The 24,873-nt window shown below is 61.2% G+C and carries 13 protein-coding genes, 1 rRNA gene and 1 pseudogene; 11 read left to right on the forward strand and 4 right to left on the reverse strand.

The window, feature by feature from the left end; translation table 11 throughout:
- Nucleotides 1–6,412, forward strand: a pseudogene (locus tag GQX66_RS02390) (LapA family giant adhesin); the annotation flags it as partial.
- 147 nt (nt 6,413–6,559) lie between these two features.
- Nucleotides 6,560–6,898, forward strand: a complete 339-nt coding sequence (locus tag GQX66_RS02395; protein WP_085613332.1) for a tryptophan synthase subunit beta — start codon at nt 6,560–6,562, stop codon at nt 6,896–6,898.
- Nucleotides 6,899–7,060: 162 nt separating this feature from the next.
- Here the strand turns inward: GQX66_RS02395 and lapD are convergent, their stop codons facing one another.
- Both lapD and lapG read right to left on the reverse strand, forming a co-directional pair.
- A complete protein-coding gene (gene lapD, locus GQX66_RS02400) occupies nt 7,061–9,007 on the reverse strand; it encodes a cyclic di-GMP receptor LapD (protein WP_085748536.1) in 1,947 nt (648 codons plus the stop codon).
- 14 nt (nt 9,008–9,021) lie between these two features.
- Entirely contained in the window at nt 9,022–9,714 is a 693-nt protein-coding gene (gene lapG, locus GQX66_RS02405) for a cysteine protease LapG (RefSeq protein ID WP_085748537.1), read from the reverse strand.
- A 193-nt stretch (nt 9,715–9,907) separates the two neighbouring features.
- Between lapG and GQX66_RS02410 the strand changes: the two genes are divergently transcribed.
- The 5 genes from GQX66_RS02410 to GQX66_RS02430 all read left to right on the forward strand — a co-directional run bounded on the left by GQX66_RS02410 (nt 9,908) and on the right by GQX66_RS02430 (nt 16,966).
- Nucleotides 9,908–10,618 carry a GntR family transcriptional regulator gene (locus tag GQX66_RS02410; protein WP_085748538.1) on the forward strand — a complete coding sequence of 237 codons (711 nt, stop codon included), beginning with the start codon at nt 9,908–9,910 and terminating at the stop codon, nt 10,616–10,618.
- Between the two features lie 754 nt (nt 10,619–11,372).
- Entirely contained in the window at nt 11,373–12,146 is a 774-nt protein-coding gene (locus GQX66_RS02415) for a DUF3050 domain-containing protein (RefSeq protein ID WP_240865940.1), read from the forward strand.
- The gene (locus tag GQX66_RS02420) at nt 12,143–13,072 is read left to right on the forward strand and encodes a diiron oxygenase (RefSeq protein ID WP_134023870.1); all 930 of its coding nucleotides are present in this window, start codon (nt 12,143–12,145) and stop codon (nt 13,070–13,072) included. The genes GQX66_RS02415 and GQX66_RS02420 overlap by 4 nt, the downstream gene beginning before the upstream one ends.
- A 13-nt stretch (nt 13,073–13,085) precedes the next feature.
- The gene (locus tag GQX66_RS02425) at nt 13,086–16,475 is read left to right on the forward strand and encodes a non-ribosomal peptide synthetase (protein WP_240865943.1); all 3,390 of its coding nucleotides are present in this window, start codon (nt 13,086–13,088) and stop codon (nt 16,473–16,475) included.
- Between the two features lie 23 nt (nt 16,476–16,498).
- Entirely contained in the window at nt 16,499–16,966 is a 468-nt protein-coding gene (locus GQX66_RS02430) for an SRPBCC family protein (RefSeq protein WP_102688635.1), read from the forward strand.
- A 59-nt stretch (nt 16,967–17,025) separates the two neighbouring features.
- On the opposite strand, the gene GQX66_RS02435 is transcribed toward GQX66_RS02430, so the two are convergent.
- Nucleotides 17,026–18,906: a methyl-accepting chemotaxis protein gene (locus GQX66_RS02435; RefSeq protein WP_240865956.1), complete on the reverse strand. Its 1,881-nt coding sequence runs from the start codon at nt 18,904–18,906 to the stop codon at nt 17,026–17,028.
- A gap of 311 nt (nt 18,907–19,217) precedes the next feature.
- On the opposite strand from GQX66_RS02435, the gene GQX66_RS02440 reads away from it, so the two are divergent.
- From GQX66_RS02440 to GQX66_RS02455, 4 genes are all read left to right on the forward strand, one after another.
- Nucleotides 19,218–19,718 (forward strand): sigma-70 family RNA polymerase sigma factor, encoded by a 501-nt coding sequence (locus tag GQX66_RS02440; RefSeq protein WP_085748543.1) that lies wholly within the window; start codon nt 19,218–19,220, stop codon nt 19,716–19,718.
- Nucleotides 19,718–20,719 carry a FecR family protein gene (locus tag GQX66_RS02445; protein WP_240865959.1) on the forward strand — a complete coding sequence of 334 codons (1,002 nt, stop codon included), beginning with the start codon at nt 19,718–19,720 and terminating at the stop codon, nt 20,717–20,719. The genes GQX66_RS02440 and GQX66_RS02445 overlap by 1 nt, the downstream gene beginning before the upstream one ends.
- A gap of 87 nt (nt 20,720–20,806) precedes the next feature.
- Entirely contained in the window at nt 20,807–23,308 is a 2,502-nt protein-coding gene (locus GQX66_RS02450; protein ID WP_240865967.1) for a TonB-dependent siderophore receptor, read from the forward strand.
- A gap of 74 nt (nt 23,309–23,382) precedes the next feature.
- Nucleotides 23,383–24,561: a PepSY domain-containing protein gene (locus GQX66_RS02455; protein WP_240865970.1), complete on the forward strand. Its 1,179-nt coding sequence runs from the start codon at nt 23,383–23,385 to the stop codon at nt 24,559–24,561.
- 73 nt (nt 24,562–24,634) lie between these two features.
- Here the strand turns inward: GQX66_RS02455 and rrf are convergent.
- A 5S ribosomal RNA gene (rrf, locus tag GQX66_RS02460) occupies nt 24,635–24,750 on the reverse strand.
- Nucleotides 24,751–24,873 lie beyond the last annotated feature (123 nt).

Raw genomic sequence — 24,873 nt, forward strand, 5'->3', positions numbered from 1 at the left:
CACCAACCTGTCGCTCAGCGCGACCGGCACCGTGGCCGAAGGTGGTTCGATCACCTACACCGCGACACTGACCAACGCTGCGGGCACCCCGGTGACCGTGACCCTGAGCAATGGCGCCGTGATCACCATCGAGGCCGGTAAAACCACGGGCACCGTGACCGTAGCCGCGCCAGCCGATGACGTCTACAAAGACGCCGGCAACGTGCAAGCCACGATCGCCAACGCCACGGGCGGCAACTTCGAAAACCTGGTGACCAGCACCACGCCAGCAGTGACCAGCGTTACTGATACCATCGACACCACCACCGTGAAGCTGACCGCGACCGCAACAGCGGCCGAGGGTGGCACCGTCACCTACACCGCTACCGTAGGTGCGCCAGTGACTGGCTCGCCTGTGACCGTGAGCCTGTCGAACGGCCAGAGCATTACCATCGAAGTCGGCAAGACCACCGGCACCGTGACCACTACCGCGCCGAACGACGTGCTGACCGGTCATGCACCGCTGACCAACGCAATCACCGGCGTGAGCGGCGGCAACTACGAAAATCTGGTGGCTGATAAAACCCCGGTTTCGACCACCGTCACCGATACCGTCGACACCACCAACCTGTCGCTCAGCGCGACCGGCACCGTGGCCGAAGGCGGTTCGATCACCTACACCGCGACCCTGACCAACGCCGCTGGCTCGCCAGTGACCGTGACCTTGTCGAACGGTGCAGTGATCACTATCGAAGCGGGCAAAACCGCCGGCACCGTGACCGTTCCTGCGCCAGCCGACGACGTCTACAAGGACGCCGGCAACGTACAGGCAACGATCACCAACGCCAGCGGTGGCAACTTCGAGAACCTGGTCACCAGCACCACACCAGCGGTGACCAGCGTTACTGACACCATCGACACCACCACCGTGAAGCTGACTGCAACCGCGACCGCGGCTGAAGGTGGCACCGTCACTTACACCGCTACCGTGGGAGCGCCGGTAACCGGCTCGCCTGTGACCGTAAACCTGTCCAACGGTCAGTCGATCACCATCGAAGTCGGCAAAACCACCGGCACCGTGACCACCACCGCGCCGAACGACGTGCTGAACGGTCATGCACCGCTGACCAACGCCATCACCAACGTCAGCGGCGGTAACTACGAGAACCTGGTTGCCGACAAGACCCCGGTCTTGACCACCGTCACTGACACCGTCGACACCACCAACCTGTCCCTGAGCGCTACCAACTCGGTCGCCGAGGGTGGCTCGATCACCTACACCGCAACCCTGACCAATGCTGCGGGCACTCCGGTAACCGTGACCTTGAGCAACGGCGCCGTGATCACCATCGAAGCGGGCAAAACCACGGGCACCGTGACCGTTCCTGCGCCAGCCGATGACGTCTACAAAGACGCCGGCAACGTGCAAGCCACGATCACCAACGCCACGGGCGGCAACTTCGAAAACCTGGTGACCAGCACCACGCCAGCAGTGACCAGCGTTACTGACACCATCGACACCACCACCGTGAAGCTGACCGCAACCGCAACAGCGGCCGAGGGTGGCACCGTCACCTACACCGCTACCGTGGGTGCGCCGGTGACTGGCTCGCCGGTAACCGTGAATCTGGCCAACGGTCAGTCAATCACCATCGAAGTCGGCAAGACCACCGGGACCGTGACCACTGCCGCGCCGAACGACGCGTTGACCGGCCACACACCGCTGACCAACTCGATCACCAACGTTTCTGGCGGCAACTACGAAAACCTCGTGGCCGACAAGACGCCGGTCAGCACCACCGTGACTGACACCGTTGACACCACCAACCTGTCGCTCAGCGCGACCGGCACCGTGGCCGAGGGTGGCTCGATCACCTACACCGCGACCCTGACCAACGCCGCTGGCTCACCAGTGACCGTGACCCTGTCGAACGGCGCCGTGATCACCATCGAAGCCGGTAAAACCACGGGCACCGTGACCGTTCCTGCGCCAGCTGACGACGTCTACAAAGACGCCGGCAACGTGCAGGCGACGATCAAGTCCGCCACCGGCGGCAACTTCGAGAACCTGGTCACCAGCACCACACCAGCCGTGACCAGCGTCACCGACACTATCGACACCACCACCGTGAAGCTGACCGCGACCACGACGGCGGCCGAAGGTGGCAACGTGGTCTACACCGCGACCGTCGGCGCGCCAGTGACAGGCTCGCCTGTGACCGTGACCCTGGCCAACGGTCAGTCGATCACCATCGAAGTCGGCAAAACCACCGGCACCGTGACCACTACCGCGCCGAACGACGCGTTGACCGGCCACACGCCGCTGACCAACGCGATCACCAACGTCAGCGGCGGCAACTACGAAAACCTCGTGGCCGACAAGACACCGGTCAGCACCACCGTCACCGACACCATCGACACCACCAACCTGTCGCTCAGCGCGACCGGCACCGTGGCCGAAGGTGGTTCGATCACCTACACCGCAACCCTGACCAATGCCGCTGGCTCGCCAGTGACCGTGACCCTGAGCAACGGTTCGGTGATCACCATCGAAGCGGGCAAGACCACCGGCACCGTGACCGTTCCTGCGCCAGCCGACGACGTCTACAAAGACGCCGGCAATGTGCAGGCCACGATCACCAACGCTACCGGCGGCAATTTCGAAAACCTGGTGACCAGCAACACACCAGCCGTGACCAGCGTCACCGATACCATCGACACCACCACCGTCAGCATCACCGGCAGCACCTCGGTGACCGAAGGCCAGACCGCCAGCTACACCGTCAGCCTGACCCACCCGGCGCAGACCGAAGTGACCCTGAAAATCGTCTACAGCGGCACCGCCGCCGACGGTTCGGACTTCACCGGCGTGTACACCGTGAAGATCCCGGCCGGTGCCAGCAGCGCGCAGTTCAACGTTGCGACCATCGACGACAAGATCACCGAAGGCACCGAGAACTTCGTGGTCAAGATCGACTCGGCCACCGGTGGCAACTTCGAAAACCTGGCGGTCAGCAGCACCAATGGCAGCGTCAGCACCTCGATCATCGACAACGATGCACCGCCGGTCATCGACCTCGACGCCAACAACTCCAGCGGTGCAACGGGTGCCGACTACAAGGTGACCTTCACCGAGAACACCCCGGGCGCAGGCGTGTCGATTGCCGACACCGACATCAAGATCACCGACCCGGACAGCACCATGCTGACCGGCGCCACCGTCGTGCTGACCAACCGTCAGGACGGCGATGCGCTGAATCTGGGCAACAGCGTCAACGGCATCACCATCAACGCCAACAGCACCAACGGCACCGTCACCCTGACCCTGTCGGGCAACGCGACGCTCGCCGACTACATGCAGGCGATCAAGAACATCAGCTTCACCAACAGCAGTGAAGATCCGAGCACCGTGCCACGGATCATCACCGTGACCGTGACCGATGGCGGCAACTACTCCAACACCGCGACCACCACGGTCAACGTGGTGGCGGTCAACGATGCGCCGGTCGCTGCACCGGTCAACGTCACCGGCACCGAAGACACCCCGCTGGTTCTCGGCTGGTCGACCTTCGGCGTCAGCGACGTCGACAGCCCGGCCAGCAGCCTGGGCGTGAAAATCACCCAGCTGCCGGGCGAAGGCAAACTGCAGTACCTGGACGGTTCGACCTGGAAAGACGTCGCCACCAACCAGACCTTCAGCAAGGCCGACATCGACGCCGGCAAGCTACGCTTCCTGCCGGATGCCAACGAGTCGGGTGTGAACGGTTACGGTGGCACTGGCGTTGGTAACAATCAGGCCGACTACGCGCAGATCAAATTCCAGCCAACCGACGGCCAGTTGCTGGGCAACACTGGCACCATCAAGATCGACATCACGCCGGTGGCGGATGCACCGACCCTGTCGGTGGCCGACAACAGCGTGAAGTCCACCGGCCTGATCAAGGAAGTCTGGACCGGTCTGTCGGGCCTGGGTACCGATGGCAGCGGCGCGAATTCGACCACCCTGAAAAACGTGATCGACGGCGCGGGCAAGCCGAACACCAGCGGTACCGTGAACAACGTGCAGTCCGACGGCAGCGTGACCGCCGGCACCGCGTCGAAAACCTCGGGCCTGATTTATCTGGAAGCCGGCAAGACCTACACCTTCAGCGGCACCGGTGATGACAGCCTGCTGGTGACCATCGGCGGCAAGAACGTGGCCTCGACCACGTGGGGCGCGGGCGGCAACCTCAACGGTTCGTTCACCCCGACCACCAGCGGTTACTACACCCTGGACATCTACCACCACAACCAGAGCGGCCCGGGCAGCTACGACGTCAACCTGTCGGTCAACGGCAGCACGCCGATCGACCTGAGCAGTGCCGGCGTGCCGATCTACACCGGCGTGCAGGATCTGGTGAATGCCGGCGTGACCGTCTCCGATCTGCACGGCAACAACGGCGAAGGCTATTACGACGGCTACAAACTCAACACCGGCGCCGAAGGCACCACGGTGAAACTGTCGTCGATCAGCACCGCGCTGACCGACACCGACGGCTCGGAAACCCTGAGCATCAAGATCAGCGGCGCACCGGTCGGTTCGGTGCTCAGCGACGGCGCAGGCCACAGCTTCACCGTGACCGCCACCAGCGGCGACGCCAACGTCACCGGCTGGAACCTCGGCACCCTGACCGTGACCCCGCCGACCTACTACAACGGCCAGTTCAACCTGACCGTGACCTCGACCTCCACCGAACAAGTCGGCGGCTCGGCCAGCACCACTGCGACCATCCCGGTCACCGTGGTGCCAGCGGTGTACAACGCGGTGGTCGCCACTTCGGCGGACGACACCGTCACCGGCACCGACGGCAACGACATCATCGTCGCCGACATCGGCGGCCTGACCGTGGTGCCGGGCACCAACTACAACATCGCGTTCATGGTCGACAGCTCGGGCAGTATGAGCGCCTCGTCGATCAGCGCCGCCAAGGACTCACTGACGTCGGTGTTCAACACCCTCAAGCAGAGCCTGGGCAGCAACTCCGGCACAGTGAACATCTTCCTGGTGGACTTCGATACCCAGGTCAACAAGTCGGTGTCGGTGAACCTCAACGACCCGAACGCGCTGACCTTGCTCAAGGCCGTGCTGGACTCGATGTCGTCCGGCGGCGGCACCAACTACGAAGACGTGTTCAAGGCCACGGCGAACTTCTTCCAGAGCGCCGAAGCGCTGGCCAACACCGGGGCGAAGAACCTCACGTACTTCATCACCGACGGCCAGCCGACCTACTACCAGAGCAACGAGCAGACCAACCCGACGCTGTACGGCAACGTGAAGCTCGATGACGTGGTGAAAACCAGCAACTACAAACTGGGCGACAGCTTCAGCACCTACATCGACAACACCCACTACCTGAGTATCAACACTGCCGGCGCCGTGGTATTGCAGACGTACAAGAACGGCAGCTGGAGCTGGAACAGCCTGGGTACCATCCACGCTCAGGGTGACGGTACCTACGAGATCTCGAGTCTGGCGGGCAACGGCAGCAGCACCACGACCACGACCACCGATAACGCCAGCAGCGGTTTCGCCTTGCTCAACGGTTTGTCGAACGTGGAGGCCATCGGCATCAACAGCGGTGTCAGCCTCAACGACCTGAAACCGTACGATTCGGACAAGACGCCGCAAACCAACATCGATCCGAAGGACCTGGCCAACTCGATCATCGGCCACACCGAAGCGACGATGCCGGGCAACGACACCGTCAGCGGTGGCGACGGCAACGACATCCTGTTCGGCGACCTGGTGAGCTTCAACGGCATTGCCGGCGAGGGTTATCAGGCGATGCAGGCGTTCGTGGCCAAGGAAACCGGGGTCGACGTCAGCAAAGTCACCACCAGCAACGTGCACCAGTACATCACCGAGCACTATCAGGCGTTCGATGTGTCCGGTGCCCACGATGGCAACGACACGCTGCTGGGCGGCGCGGGCAACGACATCCTGTTCGGCTCGGGCGGCAACGACCTGCTCGACGGCGGCAAGGGCAATGACATCCTGCTCGGCGGCACCGGCAACGACACGCTGATCGGTGGTCAGGGCAACGACATCCTGATCGGTGGTTCGGGTGCCGACACCTTCGTCTGGAAGGCGGGCGACACCGGCAACGACGTGATCAAGGACTTCAAGGCCAGCGAAGGCGACCGCATCGACCTGCGTGATCTGTTGCAGGGTGAGAGTGGCAGCACCATCGACAACTTCCTGAAGATCACCACGGTCGACGGTGTGTCGTCGCTGCAAGTCAGCTCGGGCGGCAAGTTCAACTCGGGCGATGCCGCAGCCGCCACACCGGACGTGACGATCAAACTGGAAGGCAACAACTGGTCCACGGCCAACATTCACAACCTGATTGCCGGCAGTGATCCGACCATCAAGGTCGACCACAACAACAGCTGATGCGTGAACAACGGCCGCCCCACTTGGGGCGGCCGTCACGTTTGCGGCGCTTGAACCGGTGACGATTTCGTCGGCGCACCGCATACTCGCGCGCAGTTGGCTATGCTGCTGACAGCATGACGCTGGTCCATTTCCGAGGGATGCTCAATGTTTTACGTGCAACGCGATGCGCAGGGTCAGTTGATTCGCGTGGAAGCTGCGGCCTACGCCGAGGCCACGGAAACGCTGCCGGCCGACCACCACGAAATCCAGGCCTGGTACGCCAACGAGGCCGTGGAGAACAGCCTCAAACAGCTCAAGCAGAGCGACCTGGAAATGATCCGGGTACTCGATGACCTGATTCAGGTGCTGACCCAGAAAGGCGTGATCCGCGTCACCGACCTGCCAGCGGCGGCCCAGGCCAAGTTGATGGACCGGACCCAGGCTCGGGAAGCGCTGGGCGGGTTGAGTCAGTTGATTGATGAGGATGAGGGTGGGTTGATCTGATTTGCCTACAGTCGATCGTTCCCACGCTCTGCGTGGGAATGCCGCCCGTGACGCTCCGCGTCACATCAGTGTCTGACGCGACACCGACGGTGTGACTGGAACGCGGGGCGTCCCTTTATGCATTCCCACGCGGAGCGTGGGAACGATCAGTTTGGCGCTGCATTATTTCCAGGGCTTGGGCTCACCGAACAGCTGCCCCTGAACCCCATACAACCCCATCTCGCGAATCACCGACAATTCCCCTTCCGTCTCGACCCGCTCGGCAATCAGCGGCAGATCGATGCTGTGCGCCGCACGCTGGATCGCTTCGATGAACAAACGCTTGTCGCTTTCTTGATCGATCGCCCGGATGTAACTGCCATCGATCTTCAAATACGCCAGCCCCAGCCGCGCCAGGTTGCCGATCATGCTGAAGCGTCCGCCAAAACGCTGCAGGCTCAGGGAGAAACCGAGCTCGCGCAGGCGCCGGGTCAACTGTTCCAGCACCGCTTGCTCCGGCAATTGTTCCTCGCCGATTTCCAGGGTCAGGCGCGCACCGAGGTTGGAATGCGCTCGCAGAATCTCGAACACTTTGTTCAACGCCTGCGGATCGGCCAGGGTCGCCGAGGACAGATTCAGCGCCAGGGATTCTTCATGACCGGCCATCTGCTCCAGCACCCGCTCGAGCATCAACCGGTCCAGCCGCGCGGTCCAGCCGAAGCGCTCAAGCCACGGCAGGAAGCGCCCGGCGGGAATGGTCTGGCCCTGCTCGTCGAGCAAGCGCGACAGCACCTTGTAATGCAGCACCAGTTGCGTATCCTGCGCCGCCACTACCGGCTGGAAGAACAGCTCGAAACGCCGCTGATTCAACGCCTGATCGAGCAAACGGTGCCAAGCGTGGTGATCGTCACCGACGTCCGCCACCAGGCTCTGATCGAGGCATGCCCAGTTCTGCTCGCCCTGCCCTTCGGCCTGGGCCAGCGCCTGATCGCCGAGGCTGAGGACCGCTTGCGGCGAATCGCCGTGAGCGAACGGTGCCAGGCCGATAGAAGCCACGGCGGCCACGTCGGTGGCGCCCGTCGCGTGCAGGCTGCTCAGGGCACTGTCGAGGCTCTGCGCCAGCTGCAACGCTTCTTCGCGGGTCAGCCCCGGCGCCAGCACGGCGAATTCACCACCGCGAATGCGGGTGATGAGGTTCTGGGTTTCCGGGTATTTGGCGCACTCGCGGGACAGTTGCTCGCCAACCGCTTTCAACAATTCATCGGTGCGCTGACCGCCGAGGCGCTGGTTGAGACCGGCCAGATCCTTGACCCGCAACAGCAGCAGATAACCGGAACTGGCCTGCTCCGGGTTGCTCACCCGCGCATTCAGCTGCATCTCGAAATAACGCCGGTTGGCCAACCCGGTGAGGTTGTCCTGATAGGATTCGGTGCGCAGTTTTTCACTGCGCTCGGCCTGCTCTTGGAACAGCGCCTTGAGCTTCTCGACCATCTGGTTCATCGCCAGCACCACACGGCGCAATTCAGGCGTGCGCGGCAGGTCCGGCAGGCTGAGGAACTCGCGGCGGGCGATGGCGTGGGATTGCTTGACCATGTAATCCAGCGGCTTCAATTGCCGACGCAGCAACAACGCGCCCAGCACCGCACTGACCGCACCGCAGACCAGCAACCAGCCAAGACTGCCGAGTGCGCTCTGCCAGAGCTTGGCCAGGGCGAACATCGGGTGGCTGACCACCTCGACCCGCGCTGCCTGCTCCCAGCCACGGCTGACCAGCGCATCGCCACCGGCCGGTTCCAGGCCGATCAATTTGACGAACCAGTCCGGCACGTTGGTGACCGCCGGAATGCCATTGCGCTCGACGATGGTCTGGTCGGTCTTCAGGTCGACCACGCGGATGCTCGAGTAATAACCGCTGTCGAAGATCGAACTGACCAGCAACTCGACCATCGCCGGGTCATCGATGTTCGGCGTCAACGACAGCGCCAGCGCCGTGGCCGCATCCTGGGCGTGGGAGCGCAACTGGTTGACGTACTGGGTGCGCGAGCTCTCCAGACTGACCATGAAGCTGCCGGTGAAGGCGACCACCAGGAACAGACAGATAGCGATCAACAGCTGTTTGAACAAAGACATCTGAGCGCGTGCTCCTAGTTAGTCGTCTCGACCGGAAATCCTTCGGCCTGCATTTTCTTCAACACATCCTGCCAGCGTGACAGACGCTTGGTGTCACCGACCTTCTTGTTGCCCTTGGCGCCCGGCAGGTACAACCCTTCGGCATTGAAAGAGTAGACCGGCAGCAAATCGGTTCGCTCGGCGGCCGGCTTGATCGGGTCGATCAGGCTGTCGAGCACCAGCGGCATGGCGTCAGGGCTGGAATAGTAAGTCAGGACCATGTGCGCGCGGTTCTGGCGCAGCGCCTTGACGTAGGTGATGCGCAACTTGTCACTGGCCACACCGAGGTGGCGCAGGCTGAAATACTTGGCGATCGCATAGTCTTCGCAGTCGCCGGCGCCTTTCCACAAGGCTTCGATGGGGGTTTCCCAATAGTCGACCTCGTGCCACAGATCGATGTCTTCGACGTAGCGCATCTGTTTGTTGAAAAACAGGTTCACCACTTTAAGCTTTTCCATCTCGCTGACCTGCTTCTGCGTGGCCAGCAGATTCTGCCAGGCATCGATCCGCTGTTGCCCGGCACCCAACGGCCCGTACAGCGCCGTGGCCTTGCGGCTGATCGCGGAAAAATCCCAATCGGCATGCAGGCCGCCCAGCATGATGCCGGCCAGCAGCAGCGCGCAGGCAAGCCAGCGCGCGATCCGTGGGAACGCGAAACGTACCGCCAATGCAAGGCATCCAGGGCAGAGAGGAAAGCGCTTGATGGTGAAGGTTAGCCCAGCAAAAAACAATGGCACCCTGAGATCATCGCTGGCGCGCTAAACTTCAGATGTGACAGGGTTCTTCTACACGGTTTGACAACCTGTAGAGCAATCACTAGTGTCCTTTGGATCCAAATCCGCAGTCATAGGGTGTGCAGTTGTGACCCAGAAGCCCAAGCCACTCCACAGCATCAAAGTCGACGGCCCGATTCCCGCGCATCTGGCGCGCTCGGTCATCGAAGAAACCCTGCGAGCCGCGATTCTCGACGGGCGCCTGCCCTGCGGCACCGCCGTGCGCCAGCAGGACCTGGCCGACCTGTTCGGTGTCAGCCGCATGCCGGTGCGCGAAGCCTTGCGCCAACTTGAGGCTCAGGGCCTGCTCAGCGTGATTGCCCACAAGGGCGCCGTGGTGGCGCCGCTGATTCAGGGCGATGCAACGCAAACCTATGAGCTGCGCATCCTGCTGGAGTCAGAAGCGCTGCGCCAATCGATCCCGCTGCTGACCCCGGCCGATCACGAACGCGCGGCCGGCTACATCGAAGAACTGGAAAACGAACACGACTACACCGAAATCGGCCGGCTCAACCGTCTGTTTCACATGGCGCTCTACAGCAAGGCGCCCAATGGCCGGCTGTTGCGACTGGTGGAAGACGGCCTGAATGAAGAAGAACGCTTCCTGCGCTTCAACCTCGAGGCCATGGGCCTGGGCAAACTCTCCCAGGACGATCACCGCGCGTTGTTGCAGGCCGTGAAAGAGCGTGACACCCCGCACGCCGTGACACTGCTGGAGCAACACCTCAATCGCGGTGTCGAGGTGATCACCCGTTACCTCGCCAGCTCAGCCGGCCAAAGCCGCAAAGCAGCACGCTGAATTCTCCCTCCCGGGTGAGCCTCCACTCACCCGGCGAATAACCCGCTTACAAATCCCCCCACCGGTCACGGTCATTTGCCGTGGCACATCGACGCTTGCGCTCTAACCTCCCCCTGCTTTGAACAGCCCGGAATTTGCACCGCAAGGAAGTCATTTTCGACGATAGCCGCGGCGCTGATTTACGCGCACCCTTGGACCGCCAACCCAATATAGAACGGGGACGCGCCGCCCCGGCAGCAGTCCCCGCACCAGGAACCTACGGAAGGAGCCTTGTCACGGGAACAGGAAGAAACGGCGCCGTTACAGCCCGACTTCATCCCCTCATATTCATTCAATTACTCAATTGGAAAGTTGCTTCGAGTGAGGCATTCACTCTTGTCGTTCAATTTTGGCCATTAAACGCCGAAAGGAGCAACTACGCCCAAATAAAACTTAACTTATAAGTTTTATCAGACCCACTCATACTTCAAAAACAGCCAACTAAAAATAATTAAAAATAAACTTGTTAAGTTGTTTTGCGATGTATTAGTTTTTCTTCGCCGAGTTTGGATCCGAAATGACAAGCCCGGCACAACCTTGCAGTACGGCCTTGATTGCGACGGCTTGACCGTCCGCTGTAGTTTTGGGCCCTTCAGACATTGCCTGCTTTCATCGAAACCGAATGAGGCTGTCGTTCGCCTGGAGAAACTTGTTCAACGTTATTAGCGATTGATTGAGCAGTCCTTACTTCCCTATTAGCCAGAGTCTCGCAACCATGCCAACTAAAGAGCAACTTACACTAAAGAAAGCCGAACTCAGCGTTCATCCGATCTTCTCCGAAATCGATTCTTTGACGACATTGCGCCGATTCATGGAGTCCCATGTATTTGCGGTCTGGGACTTCATGTCGCTGACCAAGCGCCTGCAGCAGGAACTGACTTGCACGCGTCTGCCGTGGTTGCCGCCACGGGACCCGCACGCCGCACGACTGATCAACGAAATCGTGCTCGGGGAAGAATCTGACGATCGGCTGTCACACGGGCATTACAGTCACTTCGAACTGTACCTCGATGCGATGCGCGAAGTCGGTGCGGACACGACGGCGGTGGAGCGCTTCGTGACGCTGCAACAGGAAGGCGTGAGTTACGACGTCGCCCTGCAAAGCGTCGAGGTCGACCCGGCCGCTGCGCGGTTCGTCCGTGACACGCTGCAAACCGCACTGCATGCGCCGGGGCACAGCGTGGCTGCCGCATTCCTGCACGGCCGCGAGAGCGTGATCCCGACCATGTTCCAGCGCATGCTCGATGCCTGGGGCATCGGCGTCGAACAGGCGCCGACCTTCCGCTACTACCTGGAGCGACACATCGAAGTCGACTCCGAAGACCACGGCCCTGCCGCAGAGCAACTGCTGGACCGACTGGTGGACGGCGATCCGCAGCGCGAAGCCGAGGTCTACGCCAGCGCCATCGCCGCCGTGGAAAGCCGCATCGCCCTGTGGGACGGCCTGCGCCTGAGCATGCGCGAACCGCTGGCGGAGGTGGCCCAATGAATGCCGCCGACTACCAGTCTTTCGCCGACGCCTGGGAAAGCCGCGCGACCATCCGCACCCGGCCGCGCCGCGTGCTGGAGGATGACGCGCGGCTGATCTATCCGCTCAGCCGCCAGCCCTTGGTGCTCAGCGAAACCTTCCTGCGCGAATGCCCGGAACAGCGTGATTTCGCCCTGGTGCAGACGCTGTACAAATTCATCAACGACGTGGTGATTTTCGAAACCGAGATCGTCGACAAGACCGCCCGCAGCATCGCCAAGAATCGCTTCGCCGTGCCCTTCCCGTTCGCCTGTCGTTACGACGCCATGACCGTGGTGGTGGACGAGGATTACCACGCGCTGGTGGCGATGGATTTCATGCAACAGACGGTGGCCATGACCGGCATCGAGCCGATCGAGCTGCCGAATGAAATCGAACTGAGCCGGGCGATTCCGGCCGCCGTCGAACTGGCTCCGCCACACCTGCGCAGCGCCGTGGAACTGATCTGCGTGGCCATCGCCGAAAACACCGTGACCGGCGATGTCGCGGCATTCGCCCGGGACGACACGGTCAAGCCGTCGATCAAGGGCCTGATGGCTGATCACTTGCTCGACGAGGGCCGGCACTCGAGTTTCTGGGCGCGGATGGTGCGCATCTACTGGCACACCGCGAGCGATGCGGATCGCGACTGCATCGCGCAGATCCTGCCGGTGTTCATCGGCCATTACCTGACCAACGACATCCAGAAGTCCTTCGACCTGCGCCTGATCGACGCTTTGCTGGTCAACGATGCCACCCGCCGCGCCCTGAAAGACGAGATGGCCGGGCTGGCCTTCCCGATCAATCGCCACCACCCGCTGGTGGGCAACATCGTGCGGTTTTTCCACAACAGCTCGCTGCTCGACACACCGTGCGTGCAGCACGCCCTGCGCGACTACCTGGTTTGACAAGGAGGCTGACATGAGACGTCTCGATATTTTGCTGAGGGGCCGCAGCCAAGTCTTGACCGACCTGGCGCAGGAGCTCGAACAACACGGTCATTCATTGCTGACAGAGACTGCTCCGTCGGTGGATCTGGTGATCGATGACGGCAGTCTTGCGCCGCAAAATCACGGCGCGACAGCGCACCTGACTTTACGTCTGGGCATCGGTGCAACGGGCGCCGGCGGTTTGCCGGTGCTCGATCTGCTGTGCCTCTGCAACTCGACGCTGCTGAGCCGCGTGCCCATCGCCGACGAACCGTCCGGCAACGGTCAGGCGTTGCGCCAGCGAACACTGGCGCAGGTGGTGGACGAAGTGGCGCTGCTGGTCAGCCGTTTTTCCCGCGATGCCGAGTATTTCCAGCACGCGACAGCGGCCCGTGCGCCGGACTTCGAGCAGGTGGAAAATCTGCTATTTCTCGACAGCCTGGCTTACGTCCATCGCTTCAATGCCACGGCCAATTCGCAGTTGCTGCAACAAGCGCAGATCCCGGTGATCGAGCGGCTGCAAGAGAGTCTGATCGAACACGCGGAGCGCCCCGCGTTGCACCTTGCCGAGCAGTCGATCAGCTATCGCCAGTTGCATGATCACAGCCGTGCAATCCAGCAACGCTTGCAGGCAATGCTGGAGACACAGCCGCAACCCTGGGTGGTGGGGATTTGCCTGCCGAAATGCGATGCGCTGTTTGCTTCGATCCTGGCGATTCTCGGCAGCGGCGCGGTGTACCTGCCGCTGGAACCGAGCCATCCGCTTCAGCGCCAGCAGTACATTCTGGAAAACGCCGGAGCGGTGTTGTTGCTGCACGACGGCGAACATCCGCTGAGCGGTTCGCTGCCGGGGCTGGATGTCAGCCTTATCGACAGCGCCGACGCCGATCTTTCGTTGCCGTTGATGCGCCAGCGACCGTCGCTCGACTCGCCATGCATGGCGCTCTACACCTCGGGCACCACCGGGCATCCGAAGGGTGTGCTGCTGAGTCAGGCGAACCTCGCGCACTTCACCGCGTGGTACGCCGATTACGTGCAGTTGCGGGCTGAGAGTCGGGTGTTGCAGTTCTCGTCGCTGAGTTTTGACTCGTCGCTGATCGACATCTTCCCGACCCTGCTCGAAGGCGCGGAACTGGTGGTGCCCGACGACAACCAGCGGCGTGATCCGCTGCAACTGGTGGCGCTTATTCGACGTCGGCAACTGACCCACGCGTTCCTGCCGCCGGCGCTGTTGAGCATCCTGCCGCTGGAGCAACTGCAAAGCGTCGGGCAAATCATGACCGGCGGCGACGTCTGTGAGCCGTTCGTGATCGAGCAGCTGACGCGCCAAGGCAAGCTGCATAACCTCTACGGCCCGACCGAAGCCACGGTGCTGATCACCGCGCGACAACTGCAACCGGGCGACAGCAATCGCACCCTCGGCGGCCCGATTGCCAACAGTCAGGTGCTGATCCTCGATGACGATCTGCAACCGGTGCCTGAGCAAACGGTGGGCGAATTGTTCATCGTCGGCCCCGGCGTATGCCTGGGTTACCTGAACAATCCACAGCAGACCGCCGAACGCTATCTGGATCTGGAGTTGCCGGACGGCCAGCGTCTGCGCGCCTACCGCAGCGGCGACATGGCCAAGTGGGGCGAGGATGGCATCGAGCTGTGCGGACGGCGCGACAATCAGGTGAAGATCCGCGGCTTCCGGGTCGAGCCGGAGGAGATCGAACGCTGCCTGCGCGAGAGTCAGTTGTATCGGCAAATCGCCGTGGTGATCGACAGTCAGCGACGGATTCTGGCGTTCCTCGCCCAGCCGCAATCGGATGCCGCGCGCGAGTCGTTGAAAGCTCACGCACAGCAGTTTTTGCCCGACTACATGCAACCGGTGGCATGGACGGAACTGCCGAACATGCCGTTCGCCGCCAATGGCAAAGTCGACCGCAAGGCCTTGCTGGAGCTGCCGGTCAGCGTGCAGGACAGCGGCCCGAAATGCCTGCCGGCCAACGCCGACGAAGCGCTGCTGCTGGAGATCTGGGGTGAGTTGCTGGAGCTTCCGACCAGCGACATTTCCACCGACGAAAGCTTCTTCAATCTCGGCGGTCACTCGATTCTGCTGTCGCGCATGCTCCTGCGTCTACGGGAGGAGTTCGGTCGCAGTATTTCGATCAACCGCTTCATCGAACTGCCGACCATCACGAAGCTCGCCACCCTGGTACGCGGCACCGATGACAGCGCGGTGCTCAGCGCCCAGGCGATGGCCGACGCCGAGCGAGCGCTGGACATCGAGCCGCTGCCGATCAGCCGCATGGGCGACGTGCACAAGGTGATCGTCACCGGCGCCAACAGCTTTGTCGGTGTGCACATCGTCGAGGCGCTGCTGGGATGGGGCGCCAGCGAGGTGGCGTGTCTGGTGCGCGACGGCGGCGGGCAAACGGCGGCGCAGCGCTTTGCCCAATCGCTGCGAGAGAACCGGCTGGAGCATCTGGACCTGAGTCGGGTGCGGGTCTATCCGGCGGACATCAGCCGGCCGCAACTGGGCTTGGCCGATGGGGATTTCGAGCGACTGGATCGCGAGTTCGGCGCGCTGGTGCACAACGCGGCCAACGTCAATCACGTGCTCGATTACGAGTCGCTGGCGGCGGACAACGTCGAGCCGATTTTCGAACTGCTGCGGCTGTGCGAAGGACGCAGCAAGAAGGTGTTCAATTTCGTCTCGACGCTGTCGGCCTCCAGCACCGTCGACGACGCAGGCCGGGTGCTGGAACTGCCCGCCGCACCGACGCCGCCGATCTACATCCGCAACGGCTACAACCTGTCGAAATGGGTCGGCGAACGCATCCTCGAGCGGGCGCGGGAGCGTGGGGTGCGGGTCAATCTGTATCGGCCCGGCAACATCAGTTTCAACAGCCTCAGCGGCGTCTGCCAGCCGCACAAGAACCGCTTGATGCTGATGCTCAAGGGCTCGATCCAGCTCGGGCAGGTGCCGGCCTTCGCGCTGAATTTCGACCTGATGCCGGTGGATTTTCTCGCCCGGTTCATCGCCTTCCACGCCAGCCGCTACTCGGCCGAACGGGCGGTATTCAACCTGCATAACCCGGAGCCTCTGAGCTGGGACGCCTACGTTGCGTCGTTCCGCGAAACAGGCAGCGAGTTTTCGCTGGTCAGCGTCGCCGACTGGCAGCAGCAACTGGGCCGGGTCGATGCCGACAACGCGCTGTTCGGCGTACTCGGTTTCTACCTCAACGGCTTCGAGGAAGACATCGGCGACATCTCCCTGATCAGCCACGCCAACGCCCAGGCCGGCGTACAGCAGATGGGCGCGCACTACCCGGAAAAATCCCCGGCGCTGCTGCGTCGCGGCTGCGACTACCTGAAAGAAATCAACTTCATCTGACTCAACCACCAAGGAGCAACACCATGAGCAATCTTCAACCCGACACCCTGATCAAGAATCCTCACGGCTGCCACGTCGTGTCTTCGGTGGAAGTGCCGGTGGACGCCAGACAAGTGTGGGCGGTGGTAGGCAAATTCGACGGTTTCGACCGCTTCATTCCGGCCCTGTCGCACATCGAAATGACCGGCGAAGGCGTGTCTTCGCTGCGCAAGAAGTTCTTCAAGGATGGCAACGTGGTGGTCGAGCAACTCAACTCCCGGGACGACCAGGCGCTGAGCATGACCTGGACCACGATCTACAACACCCTGGGCGTGGCCAATCTGTGGGCGGCGATGAATGTGGAATCGCTGGGCGCGGGCAAGTCGCGGGCGACCTGGACGATCATTGCCGAACCGGCCAGCGGCGGCCCAGAGGCACTGCCGGGGTTCAAGGATTTCGTGCAGGGGTTCGCCGATGATGCGATGGGCAATGTGCAGAAGCTGTTTGTGTAAGGCATGAAAAAGCCCGCTGCGGATCACTCCGCAGCGGGCTGTTTTTTGACCGCTAGCGATCAGATCTTGAAGCTGTCGACCAGTTGTTTCAAACGGTTGGCCTGCTGCGACAACGCATCGCAATCCTTCAACGTTTCATTGAGGTTGGCCACGCTCTGCTGGTTCAGCAGGTTGATCTGGTTGACGTCGACGTTGAGGGTTTCCACCACGGCGGTCTGCTCTTCGGTAGCGGCGGCCACCGACTGGTTCATGCCGTCGATTTCGCCGATGCGCTGAGTCACGCTGACCAGACGCAGACCGGCCTGGTTCGCCACTTCAACGGTTTCCTCGCTGGACGCCTGACTGGCGTTCATGGTGGTCACCGCTTCGCGGGAGCCGACCTGCAGCGAAGTGATCATCTTGTGGATCTCTTCCGCCGATTCCTGAGTGCGGTGAGCGAGGTTACGCACCTCGTCCGCCACCACCGCAAAACCGCGCCCGGCTTCACCGGCACGGGCCGCTTCGATGGCCGCGTTGAGCGCCAGCAGGTTGGTCTGCTGGGAGATGCCTTTGATCACGTCGAGAATGTGGCCGATGTTGTCGGTGCTCGCGTTCAGGGTTTCGATCTGGGTGCACGACAGGCTGATCTTCTGCGACAGCTCGGTCATCGCCTGAATCGTCTGCTCGACCACCTGACGACCGTCATCGGCCTGCTCGCTCGCGCCGCTGGCGTGTTGCGAGGCATCGGCGGCGTTGCGGGCGATTTCCTGGGTGGCGGCACCCAGTTGATTGATCGCGGCGGCCACGCTGTTGGTGCGTGCGCTTTGCTCGTCGGAGCCGATGATCGAGGCGTTGGACGATGCCATCACCCGTTGCGACAGGTCGTGTACGTGGCGAGTCGCGGAAGACACTTCGGAAATGGACGCGTGAATCCGCTCCACGAACTGGTTGAACGAACTGCCCAGCTCACCGAACTCGTCCTTGCTTTCCACTACCAGACGGCGAGTCAGGTCGCCTTCACCCTGAGCGATGTCCTGCATCGCACGGCCCATGGTGATCAGCGGACGCATCAGCACGGTGATCAACAGGCTCAGGAACACCGCAATCGCGCCGACAGCAACGAACATTGCGATCAGTGCCGAGGTACGGAACTGGCTGAGTGCGGCGTAGGCCTTGTCGCGATCGATCGACAGACCGATGTACCACTCGGCATTCGGCAGACCTGCGACCGGGGTGAACGACAGGATGCGCTCCTGACCGTTGAGCACCACGTTCTGGTTGCCCTTCTGGATGCGCACATCGGCGTTCGGGTAGATGTCCTTGAGGTTCTTCATCACCTGTTCTTTGTCCGGGCTGACGATCACCTGACCGTCCCCGCTGACCAGGAACGCGTGGCCCAGGCCACCGAAGTCCACCGAGTTGATGATCTTCACCAGGGTTTCCAGACTCAGGTCACCGCCCACGACGCCGAGCAGCTCGCCGTTCTTTTTCACCGGCATGGCGATGGTCACCACCAGACCGCCAACGGCGGCCATGTATGGCGGGGTCAGCATGGTCTGGTCAGCGGCCACGGCCTGCTTGTACCAGGGGCGCTGACGCGGATCGTAGCCGTCCGGCATCTTCGCGTCAGGGCGCTGGGTGAACACACCGTTGGCCTGGCCGACGTAGGTGAACTGGAAGTTCGAGGTGAAGGCCGGTTGATCGACCAGCCCCGGGAAGTCGGCGTTCTTGCCTTGATGAGCGACGTTTTGTGCGAGGTTTTCCAGTACCAGAATTCGCCCGCTCATCCAGTTCTGCACACTGCTCGCGGTCAGGTCGCCGGCCTGTTGGACCGAGGACTGGAGGTTCTGGCGAATGGTGTTTCGCTGCAGATAGTCGTTGTACAAAGTGAACAGCGCGAACGCCAGGACCACAACGCCCGAGGCGGCCAGCAGGATTTTATGGCTGAACTTGAGATTCATTTCATGGGACTTCTTATGCGAAAAGTGGGGATGCGTTCCGGATGCAACATTCCATGTACAGCGCAGGCAGCGTTCTGACGACTGCTCTACTTTGGTGCACGCATGTCTCACCAGTCTGTCGGCACGCTTAGGAGAAAACTTAGGGCTTTGTGGGAAATGGACGACATTTCTGCCAGATTCCCGCCGAACGGCGTGCCAGAGCGTTCGCCTGTCAATTTTTGATGACTGTTTTGCAGCGCCGGTTGCAAATTCTGTAACCCTTGATGACAATGCGACTAATTATCATTTGTGACGTTCGGGCTGTCGCGTTCATGTCCTCTCCTGAGTTTGCAGTACAGGCGCTTTACAGTAGTCATCACGGCTGGCTCAACGGCTGGTTGCGCGCTCGGCTGGGCAATGCTGCCGATGCGGCGGATCTGGCCCAGGACACCTTCGTTCGACTGTTGCAGCGCACCGAGCGTCTGGAACTCAAGGCACCTCGCGCGTTTTTGCGCACAGTTGCCCGAGGGCTGGTGATTGATCATTGGCGCCGTGAAGAAATTGAACGCGCCTATCTGGAAACCATCGCCCATTTGCCTGAAGCCGAAACCCCGAGTGCCGAATCCCGTGCCTTGGTGATCGAACTGCTCGAAGGCATCGCCCGCATGCTTGAAGGCTTGAAGCCGAAAGTGCGTCAGGCGTTTCTGCTGGCTCAGTGCGAAGGTTTGACCCACAAGCAGATCGCCGAGCAGATGGGCCTGTCCCTGCGCTCGGTAGAACGCTACGTCGCCGACGCCCTGTTTCACTGCTACGTGCTGCGGTACGAAAACTGATGCCGGTGGATAACCTCTCGCTTGGCCGACGCGCCGAGCCACCGCAACAGGTCGTCCGACAGGCCATTCACTGGCTCCTGCGTCTGCGCAACAACCATGGCAATCCGCGCCTGAATCGCCAGTGCGAACAATGGCGCGCCGAACACCATGACCACGAACTGGCCTGGCAACGGGTGCAGTCTCTGCAAGCTGAACTGACCCACAACCTGCGTGCCGTGCCCGGTGCGCAGGTGGCGTTCAACACGCTGGAAAACAGTGCTCAGGGGTTGGGTCGACGTCAGGCACTGAAGCTGTTGTCCGGCGCGCTGATGATGGGCTCGGCGGGATGGTTGGCCAAAGACACTTCCGCCTGGCAACAGTGGAGCGCCGACTACGCCACCGCCACCGGCGAGCGCCGTGGCTTCCAGCTGCCGGACGGCACGCGGATCGAGCTCAACACCGCCAGCAGCGTGGATCTCGATTACACCGCCCAGCAACGGCTGATCAAACTGACCCGTGGCGAAATCATCATCACCTGTGGCGGTGCCGATGAAGGTGCGCCATTTGACCGACCGCTGCGGGTGCAGAGCCGTCATGGCAGTTACGAGCCGCTCAAGGCGCGATTCATTCTGCGCCAGGAAGATGGATGCACGCGCCTGAGCGTCACCAGTGGCCGGGTCGCGATTCACTCCGCCGGCAACTCGACGGAGGCCATCGCCGGTCAGAGCTATCTGATCGATCACCATCAAGTTCGCCCGGCGCCGCCGTTGGACATGGACGCCGGTGCCTGGGTCGACGGGCTGATCGTGACCCGCAACATGCGGCTGGGCGACTTCCTCAGCGAAGTCAGCCGGTATCGTCAGGGCTTTCTGAACTGTGCGTCGGACATTGCGGATTTGCGCCTGTCCGGCGTGTTCCGTCTTGAGGACACCGACAAGCTGCTGGCGATCCTGCCGCAGACCCTGCCGGTGCAATTGCGCTACCGCACTCGTTGGTGGGTGACGCTGGAGTCTGTGGCCTGAAATTATTTTGGCGGGTTTTCGCGGCAAGTCCGGCTTAGTCAGTAAGCACTTCAACTCAGCCTTCGCGACTGCCTACGGAAACCTACAATGACTGCGCGCGTTACCTGTAAGAACCCTCTGAATTTCTCTGCCGAATCGGGCCTGTTGCGTCACGCCGTTCGGGCGGCGCTGTTCTCTACTGCACTCGGCGTTGGCGTGTTGCCGAGCCTGAGCATGGCGGCCAATGCCAGCGAGGTCAGCAGCCACCGCTACAACATCGCCGCCGGACCGCTGGGCGATGCGCTCAACCAGTTCGCACGCCAAGCCGGCATCACCTTGTCGATGACCCCACAGCAGACTCAAGGCCGACAATCACCCGGCGTGCAGGGCGAGTATTCGACCGATCAAGCCCTTAGCCACTTGCTCGGAGGCACGGGCCTGGAGGCGGTCAGCCAGGATGGCAGCAGCTATGTGTTGCGCTCCGTCGCAGAAACCGAAGCACTGTCTCTGCCGACCACCGACATCAAAGGCTTCACCCTCGGTAACGCGCTGGGCAGCATGGACGGCTATAACGCGACGCACAGTCAGATCGCCACCAAAACCAGTACCGCGCTGCTGGAAACGTCGCAAAGCGTGTCCGTGGTTACCCGTGAGCAAATGGATGACCAGGGCTCGCAAACCGTGTCCCAGGCCATGCGTTACACCCCCGGCGTACTGACCAACCCTTACGGCGCCACGCACCGTTACGACTATGTGGCGATGCGCGGCTTCAACGACGGTTCGGTGGATAACATCTACCTCGACGGCCTCAAGTCGATGGGCGACAGCGGCACCTACAGCACGATGCAGGTCGATCCGTATTTCCTTGAGCGTGTCGATATTCTGAAGGGCCCGTCGTCGGTGCTCTACGGCCGCAGCTCGCCGGGCGGTCTGGTGGCGCTGACCAGCAAGAAACCGTTGTACGAGGCCTATCACCAGGTTCAAGCCACCGTCGGCACTCAGGGTCAGCGCGGTGTTGGTTTTGACTTCAGCGGACCGGTCGATGACGACAAACGCATCGCCTATCGTCTGATCGGATTAACGGATCAGTCCGACACGCAGTTCGACCACAACAAGGAAAAGCGCTTCGCCCTAGCGCCGACCGTCAGCGTCGACTTCAGCGAAGACACCTCGCTGACCCTGCAAGCGTATCTGCAGCATGACCCGTACGGCGGCTATCACGGTGGCGTGCCGGCCGACGGCACGATTCATCAACGCAACGGCAATCGCATTTCGCCGCATTTCTTCGAAGGCGAGCCGGGCATCGATGGTTACTCCCGTGATCAGCAGTCGTTCGGTTACCAGTTCGAACACCGCTTCAACGACGTCTTCACCGCGCGGCAGAATTTCCGCTACCTCGACTCCAAAGTGAACATGGATCAGGTGTACGCCTATGGCTGGACGTCGCCGACCAGCAACGAATTGAATCGCTACTACACCGGCGGTGATGAACGTCTGCACGCGTTCATCGTCGACAACATGCTCCAGGCCGAATTTTTCACCGGCGCGACCAAGCACACAGTGCTGATGGGGGCGGATTACCAGCGACGCAAAACCGTGGTCGACTGGACCAGTGGCGGCCTGGCGCCGATCAACGCGTTCAACCCGGTGTATGGCAATTCGGCTATTACGCCGTACGGCGAGACAAGCTATCTGCGGCGCCTGGAGCAGACCGGCGTTTACCTGCAAGACCTGATCGAGATGGACAAGTGGCGCTTCTCGCTGGGACTGCGCCAGGACTGGGTGGAAACCTCCGACGAAAACCGCATCGCCGAAGCGGGCCGTCCGGTCGGCACCGAGATCAATGATCGACGCACCAAGCTCACCGGCCGTGCCGGCGCGCTGTATCTGTTCGATAACGGTCTCGCGCCGTACGTCAGCTATTCCGAGTCGTTCAACCCGAATTCCTACGCGGACAGTGCTGGCAATCCTCTTGCACCGACCGATGGAACGCAGTGGGAAATGGGCTTGAAGTATCAGCCGCCGGGTACTGACAACCTGTTCACCGCCTCGTTGTTCCGCATCGATCAGGAGAATCTGGCGACCAAACTGCCGCAGGAAAACTTCTATCGCGCTGTAGGCGCTGTCCGCTCTCAGGGGCTGGAACTTGAAGCGCACATGCAGCTGACCGACAACCTGAAAGTGCTCGGCAGCTACACCTTCACCGACATTGAATACTCGAAGTCGATGACCAGCACCTTGAGCACACCGACCAATTTGATCGAGAACAAGGGCAACTCGCCAACCCAGGCGCCACGACATATGGCATCGCTGTGGGCGGACTACAAGTTCGACAGCGCGGCACTCGACGGGCTGCGACTGGGCGGTGGTGTGCGTTATGTCGGCTATAGCTGGGCGGATGCAGAGAACACCATGAAAGTGCCGTCCTACACATTGTTCGACGCATCGATTGGCTATGACCTCGGCAAGGTCGGTCTGAAGGGTGTCGACGTACGCCTGAATGCGAACAATCTGACCAACGAATCCTACGTAGCCTCCTGCGCCAGTCTGGACTTCTGCTACATGGGCGAAGAGCGCAACGTCGCCGCGACGGTCAGTTACCAGTTCTAAGCCTTTGTCTTGTGCATAGAAAAGCCAGCCCCTGATTTCAGGGGCTGGCTTTGTCGTATCTGTGGGGAATTTTCATGCGTTCGTTTCTGGTTTTATTGCACCGGTATATCGGATTGGCCACGGCGGTTTTTCTGCTGCTGGCCGGGATCACGGGGAGCATTCTGGCGTTCAACCATGAGCTGGATGAGTGGTTGAATCCGGAGTTTTACGCGGCCTCGGCCGAGGGGGAGCGTCTGCCGCCAGGTGAGCTGGTTGATGTGGTGCAATCGGCCCATCCGAAGCTGCAAGTCTGGTACATGGAGTACCCGAATGAGGCAGGCCACACGGCATTGCTGGCGGCGGTTGCGCGAAATGATCCGGCGACGGGCGAACCGTTTAAAGAACGCAATGAAGTGTTCTACCTCGATCCGGTCAGTGGCGAGCAGAAAGGCCAGCGTTACTGGGGCGAGTGCTGTTTCCAGCGTGAGAACTTCGTTCCGTTCATTCTCGAGTTTCACTACAACCTGACACTGCCCGGCAACTGGGGTTTGCTGTTGATGGGGTTCGTGGCCATCGCCTGGGTAATCGATTGCTTCATCGCCCTCTGGCTGACGTTGCCGAGGGGTAAACCGTTCTGGAAGAAGTGGTCGAACGCCTGGAAGATCAAGGGTGGGCATGCCTATCGACTCAACTTCGATCTGCACCGGGCGGGGGGCTTGTGGCTGTGGTTGTTATTGCTGCCGATAGCCGTCAGCAGTGTGGCGATGAACCTGCCGAGCCAGGTCTTCAAACCCGCGGTGTCGCTGTTTTCTCCGATTGAACCGAGCGTGTATGAGGCGCGAGGGCGAATGCCTGCCGAAGAGCTGGGGATCACCCGATTAAGTTATCAACAGGCATACGAAAGGGCACAACAGGAGGGGAAAAGGTTGGGGCTGACGGCGGCGATCGGCGAGGTGTATTACAGCTTTGAGTACAACTTTTACGGTGCGGGGTTTGGGCAGCATGACACCGAGGCCCACGGCAAATCCTGGTTGTTCTTCCACGGTACTGACGGGCGATTACTGGGGCAGGAGATCGCAGGAGAAGGGACATTGGGAGAGCGGTTTTATCGATTGCAGTTGCCGATACATGGGGGACGGATCATAGGCTTCACCGGGCAAGTGATGATCGCGATATTGGGTGTTCTGATTGCAGGGTTGTCGGGAACTGGCGTCTACATCTGGTGGCGCAAATGGCAGGCTCGTCGGAGCAGCAAGGCACGCAAAGCGGTTTGAATATCGGACTTTTGTGAGCACTGAAACGACAAAACCCCTGTCTGCGTTAGCAGACAGGGGTTTCGGAATTCAATCTTGACGATGACCTACTCTCACATGGGGAAACCCCACACTACCATCGGCGATGCATCGTTTCACTTCTGAGTTCGGGATGGGATCAGGTGGTTCCAACGCTCTATGGTCGTCAAGAAATTCTGTGACCAGCCCGTTACCGCAGTAACGTTCCGGCAAAAATCGGTGACTTCTACTAAAACAAAACCCCAACTGCTTTCGCAATTGGGGTTTCGGAATTTAATCTTGACGATGACCTAC

Origin of the sequence: Pseudomonas sp. B707 (genome assembly GCF_022496685.1) — a bacterium.
Taxonomy (GTDB): Bacteria; Pseudomonadota; Gammaproteobacteria; order Pseudomonadales; family Pseudomonadaceae; genus Aquipseudomonas; species Aquipseudomonas paraglycinae.